This window comes from Streptomyces sp. SM1 (assembly GCF_002910825.1).
Lineage (GTDB): Bacteria > Actinomycetota > Actinomycetes > Streptomycetales > Streptomycetaceae > Streptomyces > Streptomyces okerensis.
The window spans coordinates 1-4,926 of sequence record NZ_NEUB01000322.1 but is presented as its reverse complement, the minus strand read 5'-3'; the positions used below and the strand labels follow the sequence as shown (position 1 = coordinate 4,926).

Sequence of the window (4,926 nt, the reverse complement as noted above, 5' to 3'; positions counted from 1 at the left end):
GTCCGGCGGGAACAAGACACCCCGGCAGCGCGGTGGCGGCTCGCCGGCCCGCACGATCAAGGCGAAGTTCCCGGGCCGCTGCCCGTGCGGGCGCTCCTACGCGGCCGGCGAGGCCATCGCCAAGAACGGCAAGGGCTGGGGCCACCCCGAGTGCCGGACGGCCCAGAGCGTCTGAGCGGGCGCCCGCCCGCGGCGGAGCCGCCCGACGTCCCGGCGGCGCGGATGACAGACTGGCCCCCATGGACGAGCGCACATTCGACAGGTCGGGTCAGCACGCATCGGTGATCGGTCTCGGCACCTGGCAACTGGGGGCGGACTGGGGCGACGTCGACGACAAGGACGCCCTCACGGTCCTGGAGACCGCCGCGGAATCGGGCGTCACCTTCTTCGACACCGCCGATGTCTACGGGGACGGACGCAGCGAGCAGACCATCGCGTCGTTCCTCGGCGGGCGGCCCGATCTGCACGTCATGGTCGCCACCAAGATGGGCCGCCGGGTCGACCAGATCCCCCAGAACTACGTGCTGGACAACTTCCGAGACTGGAACGACCGTTCGCGGCGCAACCTCGGAGTCGACCGGATCGACCTGGTGCAGCTGCACTGCCCGCCGACCCCCGTCTACTCCAGCGACGAGGTCTTCGACGCCCTCGACATCCTGGTGGCGGAGGAGCGCGTCGCCGCGTACGGCGTCAGCGTGGAGACCTGTGCGGAGGCGCTGACCGCGATCGCCCGGCCGAACGTGGCGAGCGTGCAGATCATCCTCAACCCGTTCCGCATGAAGCCCCTGCGCGAGGTGCTGCCGGCCGCCCGCGAGGCGGGGGTCGGCATCATCGCCCGGGTACCGCTCGCCTCCGGACTGCTCTCCGGCAAGTACACCCGGGACACCGTCTTCGCCGAGAACGACCACCGCAGCTTCAACCGGCACGGCGAGGCCTTCGACCAGGGCGAGACCTTCTCCGGCGTCGACTACGGCACCGGTGTCGAGGCGGCCGCCGAGTTCGCGGCGCTCGCCCCCGAGGGGTACACTCCGGCCCAGCTGGCGCTGCGCTGGATCGTCCAGCAGCCCGGCGTCACCACCGTCATCCCCGGCGCCCGCTCACCCGAGCAGGCCCGCGCCAACGCGGCCGCGGCCCGGCTGCCGGAACTGTCCGGCTCGACACTCTCGGCGATCCAGGACCTCTACGACCGGCGTGTCAGGGACCAGGTGGAGGGCCGCTGGTAGCGGCCGGCCTCACGGCTCCAGGAGCAGTTGCCGCTCCTGCTCCTGGTCGCCGGCGGCGGTTCCCTCGTCGCGTGTGGTGAAGGACCGCATGAGGGTGTCGCCCGCCCGCCGCACCGCCTGCGGAGTGCCCAGCACGGTGACGTTCACCGGCGCCGACAGCGGCCCCGCGTCCTCGCGCCCGTCTGCCGGTTCCCGCCCCTCCCCGGTGAACGTCGCCACGCGGACCGTCGCATGCTCCTCGGAGGGCCGCTGCCGCGCCGCGCCGAACGTGCCCTCCAGGGCGCGGACGACCGTTCGGGCGTCGTCGACGTCCCCGCCGCTGAGCGTCACGGTGAGCTGGGTGTCCGGCATACGTCCCACGACCTCCTGGCCTCGGTGTGCTGGAGCGCCCGGGTAACCGTGCTCCGCGCGCCCAAACCGGCGACCGGCCGGGGAGGACGGGCGTTTTCGGGGAAGCAGATAGGGGTGTCCGGCGCCTGCCCGGGCCGGACACCGGGTGAGGGACTTGCCGATGCCGCACACACAGGGAGGGCACTGTGCCGGACACGGAGCGGGGCGGGAGTATGCGCCGGGGACGCGACGAGAGCGAGGACGAGAGAGCGGACCGGATGTGGACGGAGCTCATCCAGGAGGTCCGCGTCGCCCAGATGGGCGTGCAGATCCTGTTCGGGTTCCTGCTGACCGTGGTGTTCACCCCGAAGTACGCCGAACTGTCCGACACCGACCAGACGATCTACATCGTGACCGTGGTCCTGGGCGCCTGCGCCACCGGCGCGCTCATCGGCCCGGTGTCACTTCACCGGCTCGTCTCCGGACGGCGCATCAAGGCGCACGCGGTGCGGTGGGCGTCCCGGCTCACCCTGCTGGGCCTGCTGCTCCTGCTCGCCACCACGAGTTGCTCCCTGCTGCTCATCCTGCGCGTGGCCACCCACGACGGCTTCGTGCCGTACCTGGTGACCGGAGTGGTGTGCTGGTACCTGCTCTGCTGGTTCGGCCTGCCGATGTGGGCCCGGCACCGTCACACGACGCGCTGACGGAGCGGGCGCGCGCCCGGCGGCCGGGGCCGCGCGCCCGACGGCTCAGCTCCCGGCCAGGACGTCCGCGAGGAAGTCGTCCACACGCACCTCCTCGCGCCCCGGCGCCACCATCCTGCGGGTCTCCCGCAGGAACTCCCCGACGGTCTCGGCCCAGGCGAACACCACCGCGTGATGCCGGCCACCGTCGGAGCGGACCTCACCGAGGAACTCCATCCGCAGCTCCTGCCCCACACCCCGGGACTCCGGGGACAGCCGTACGTCCCCGATGCCGACCGGGCGGGTGAGACCGTCGGTGACCATCTCCCGGTCCAGCTGCCAGCGGGCCAGGACCCGGCCGTCATGGCTGAAGACGAGGGTGACGGCGAACGGGTCGGACGGGTCGTAACTCAGGTGTGCGAGCACCGGAAAGCGGTCCGTGACGCCCGCCTGGAGCTCCACCACCAGGGTCTTGTGCACGAACGAGTTCACGTGAGGGCCTCTCGGGAAGTACGGGCGTAGAGCCCTCTAGTACCCCGCTTCCGCGCGAGATGCTCAGCCGGGCGGGTGAATCCGCGTCACCGCCCACCGGGCCGCATGTCAGCCGAAGGCGTCCCGCAGGGCCGGCAGCAGCGTCTTCTCCGACCAGTCCAGGAACCGCGGCTGCGACTCCCCGCCGATCTGCACCAGGGCGATCTCGGTGAAACCGGCCTCCGCGTAGGGGCGGACGGCCTCGACGAAATCCGCCGGATCACTGCCGCACGGGATGGACCCGGCGACATCGTCCGGACGCACGAACTGGGTCGCCAGGCTGAACGAATCGGGGTGCGGCAGCTCCGAGTTGACCTTCCAGCCGTTGCCGAACCAGCGGAACTGGTCGTGGGCGCGCGCGACGGCCGCGTCCCGGTCGGGGTCGTAGGACACCGGCAGCTGCCCGATGCGCGGCTTGCCTTGGCCGCCGTGCCGGTCGAAGGCGTCGAGCAGCTCCGCCCTGGGCTCCGTGGCGATCACCAGGTCGGCCAGCCGGCCCGCGAGCGCGCAGGACCGCTTCCCGGACACCGCGACGCCGATCGGCGGCGGCCGGTCGGGCAGGTCCCACAACTTGGCCGACTCGACGTCGAAGTGGGATCCCCGGTGGTTCACATGACCACCCTCGAACAGGGCACGGATGATCTCCACCGCCTCCTCGAGCATCTCGTGCCGCACGTCCACGGACGGCCAGCCGCCGCCCACCACATGCTCGTTGAGGTTCTCCCCGGAGCCGAGCCCGAGCCGGAACCGGCCCTCGGACAGCAACTGCACCGTCGCCGCCTTCTGCGCCACCACCGCCGGGTGGTAGCGGAACGTCGGGCACGTCACGTACGTCATCAGCGGGATGCGCGAGGTGGCCTGCGCGGCGGCACCCAGCACGCTCCAGGCGTACGGCGAGTGGCCCTGCGACTCCAGCCAGGGGAAGTAGTGGTCCGAGGTCACCGAGAAGTCGAAACCCGCCTCCTCGGCCCGCACCACATGCCCGACCAGCTCACGCGGCCCGGCCTGCTCCGTCATCATCGTGTATCCGATGTCCACCATGGTGCCCGGGTCCCCCCGGCGCGGCCGGCGAAAACGGTGGATCACGCGCCGGCCCCCCCCGGGCAGGATGGCCACATGACCGCTCGCCCCCTTCCCGCCTCGGACCCCGCCGCCCAGGGCGTCGACGCGTCCGGTGTCCACGCCTTCCTCGACGCCCTCGAAGCCGCGCCCGGCATCGAACCGCACAGCCTGATGATCCTGCGCCACGGCCACCTCGTGGCCTCCGGCTGGTGGGCGCCCTACACCGCGCCGCGCCCGCACCTGCTGTACTCGCTCAGCAAGAGCTTCACGGCGACCGCCGCCGCCCTCGCCGAGGGCGAGGGGCTGATCGACTTCGACGCCCCGGTGGTGTCGTACTTCCCGGAGTTCGAGGCCGACATCACCGACCCGCGCAGCCGGGCGATCCTGGTCCGGCATGTGGCGTCCATGGCCAGCGGCCACGAGAGCGAGACGATCGACGCGGCGTACGGCACCGACCGCGCCGAACCCGTGCGCGGCTTCCTGCTCCAGCCGCCCGAGCGGGATCCCGGCACCGTCTTCGCCTACAACCAGCCGTGCACCTACACGCTCGGTGCGATCGTGCAGCGGGTCACCGGGCAGACGCTCACCGGCTATCTGAGGCCGCGGCTGTTCGACCCGCTGGGCATCGGCGAGACGGTGTGGCAGCGGGACCGCACCGGCCGCGAGATCGGCTTCAGCGGACTGCACGCCGCGACCGACGCCGTCGCACGGCTCGGCCTGCTGTACCTGAACGACGGGGTCTGGCAGGGCGAACGGCTGCTGCCCGAGGGATGGGTCGCCCGCGCCTCACGTCCGCACATAGCGACCGGCGGCGCCATGGGGGAGGGGGACCGGCAGGACTGGGACCGCGGCTACGGACACCAGTTCTGGATCTCCCGGCACGGCTTCCGCGGCGACGGCGCGTACGGGCAGTTCTGCCTGGTGCTGCCCGAGCACGACGCCGTGATCGCCGTGACGACGGCCACCGAGCGGATGCAGGAGTATCTGGACCTGGTCTGGCGGCACCTCCTGCCCGCCTTCCGCCCCGCGCCGCTGACCGGCCGCCGGAGCGAGGACGCCGCCCTGCGCGAGCGCCTCGACCGGCTCGCGCTGCCCCC

At 72.2% G+C, this 4,926-nt stretch carries 6 protein-coding genes and 1 pseudogene; 4 read left to right on the top strand and 3 right to left on the bottom strand.

What is annotated here, in order from left to right:
* Both B9S61_RS42170 and B9S61_RS07760 read left to right on the top strand, forming a co-directional pair.
* Nucleotides 1-175 (top strand): annotated as a pseudogene (locus B9S61_RS42170) (ribonuclease HI); the annotation flags it as partial.
* A 64-nt stretch (nucleotides 176-239) separates the two neighbouring features.
* Nucleotides 240-1,223, top strand: coding sequence for an aldo/keto reductase (locus B9S61_RS07760; protein ID WP_103541576.1), 984 nt, complete (start codon nucleotides 240-242; stop codon nucleotides 1,221-1,223).
* A 9-nt stretch (nucleotides 1,224-1,232) separates the two neighbouring features.
* Here B9S61_RS07760 and B9S61_RS07755 read toward each other — a convergent pair whose 3' ends face one another.
* Entirely contained in the window at nucleotides 1,233-1,574 is a 342-nt protein-coding gene (locus tag B9S61_RS07755) for a hypothetical protein (RefSeq protein ID WP_103541575.1), read from the bottom strand.
* A gap of 212 nt (nucleotides 1,575-1,786) precedes the next feature.
* Here B9S61_RS07755 and B9S61_RS07750 point away from each other — a divergent pair, with 212 nt between their 5' ends.
* Nucleotides 1,787-2,257 carry a DUF6328 family protein gene (locus tag B9S61_RS07750; RefSeq protein WP_103541574.1) on the top strand — a complete coding sequence of 157 codons (471 nt, stop codon included), beginning with the start codon at nucleotides 1,787-1,789 and terminating at the stop codon, nucleotides 2,255-2,257.
* A 45-nt stretch (nucleotides 2,258-2,302) separates the two neighbouring features.
* On the opposite strand, the gene B9S61_RS07745 is transcribed toward B9S61_RS07750, so the two are convergent.
* The gene (locus B9S61_RS07745) at nucleotides 2,303-2,728 is read right to left on the bottom strand and encodes an SsgA family sporulation/cell division regulator (RefSeq protein ID WP_103541573.1); all 426 of its coding nucleotides are present in this window, start codon (nucleotides 2,726-2,728) and stop codon (nucleotides 2,303-2,305) included.
* Between the two features lie 108 nt (nucleotides 2,729-2,836).
* Nucleotides 2,837-3,808 (bottom strand): LLM class F420-dependent oxidoreductase, encoded by a 972-nt coding sequence (locus B9S61_RS07740; protein ID WP_103541577.1) that lies wholly within the window; start codon nucleotides 3,806-3,808, stop codon nucleotides 2,837-2,839.
* A gap of 75 nt (nucleotides 3,809-3,883) precedes the next feature.
* Between B9S61_RS07740 and B9S61_RS07735 the strand changes: the two genes are divergently transcribed.
* On the top strand, nucleotides 3,884-4,926 hold a 1,043-nt coding region (locus B9S61_RS07735; RefSeq protein WP_103541572.1), incomplete at its 3' end, for a serine hydrolase.